General features: G+C 50.9%; 1 protein-coding gene. It reads left to right on the top strand.

Annotation, left to right across the window (positions count from 1 at the left end; genetic code table 11):
• A partial coding sequence (locus ACW5XD_RS24015) for an EamA family transporter (protein ID WP_456497031.1) occupies positions 1-220 on the top strand: 220 nt, incomplete at both ends.

Here is a 220-nt window from a genome sequence, read left to right as displayed (position 1 = left end):
TAGTTGCCGGTATGACGATGGAGAAAATAGAGCTGGCCGATATTCAGCTAACTTCTTGGCTCGCTGTTCTGTATCTCGGCAGTATCGCTGGTGTAGGAGGTATTGTGGCCTATTTCAAACTTAACGCCTTGGTCACTCCCTTCAAGGCTTCACTTTGCTTTCTCATCTTTCCGGTGATTGCCGTTGCACTGGAGGCGGTGGTCACGGGGCGCACTATCTC

Source organism: Aeromonas enterica, from assembly GCF_054052465.1.
Note: the sequence above shows the minus strand (reverse complement) of the source record. Positions and strands in the feature narration are given on the sequence as shown.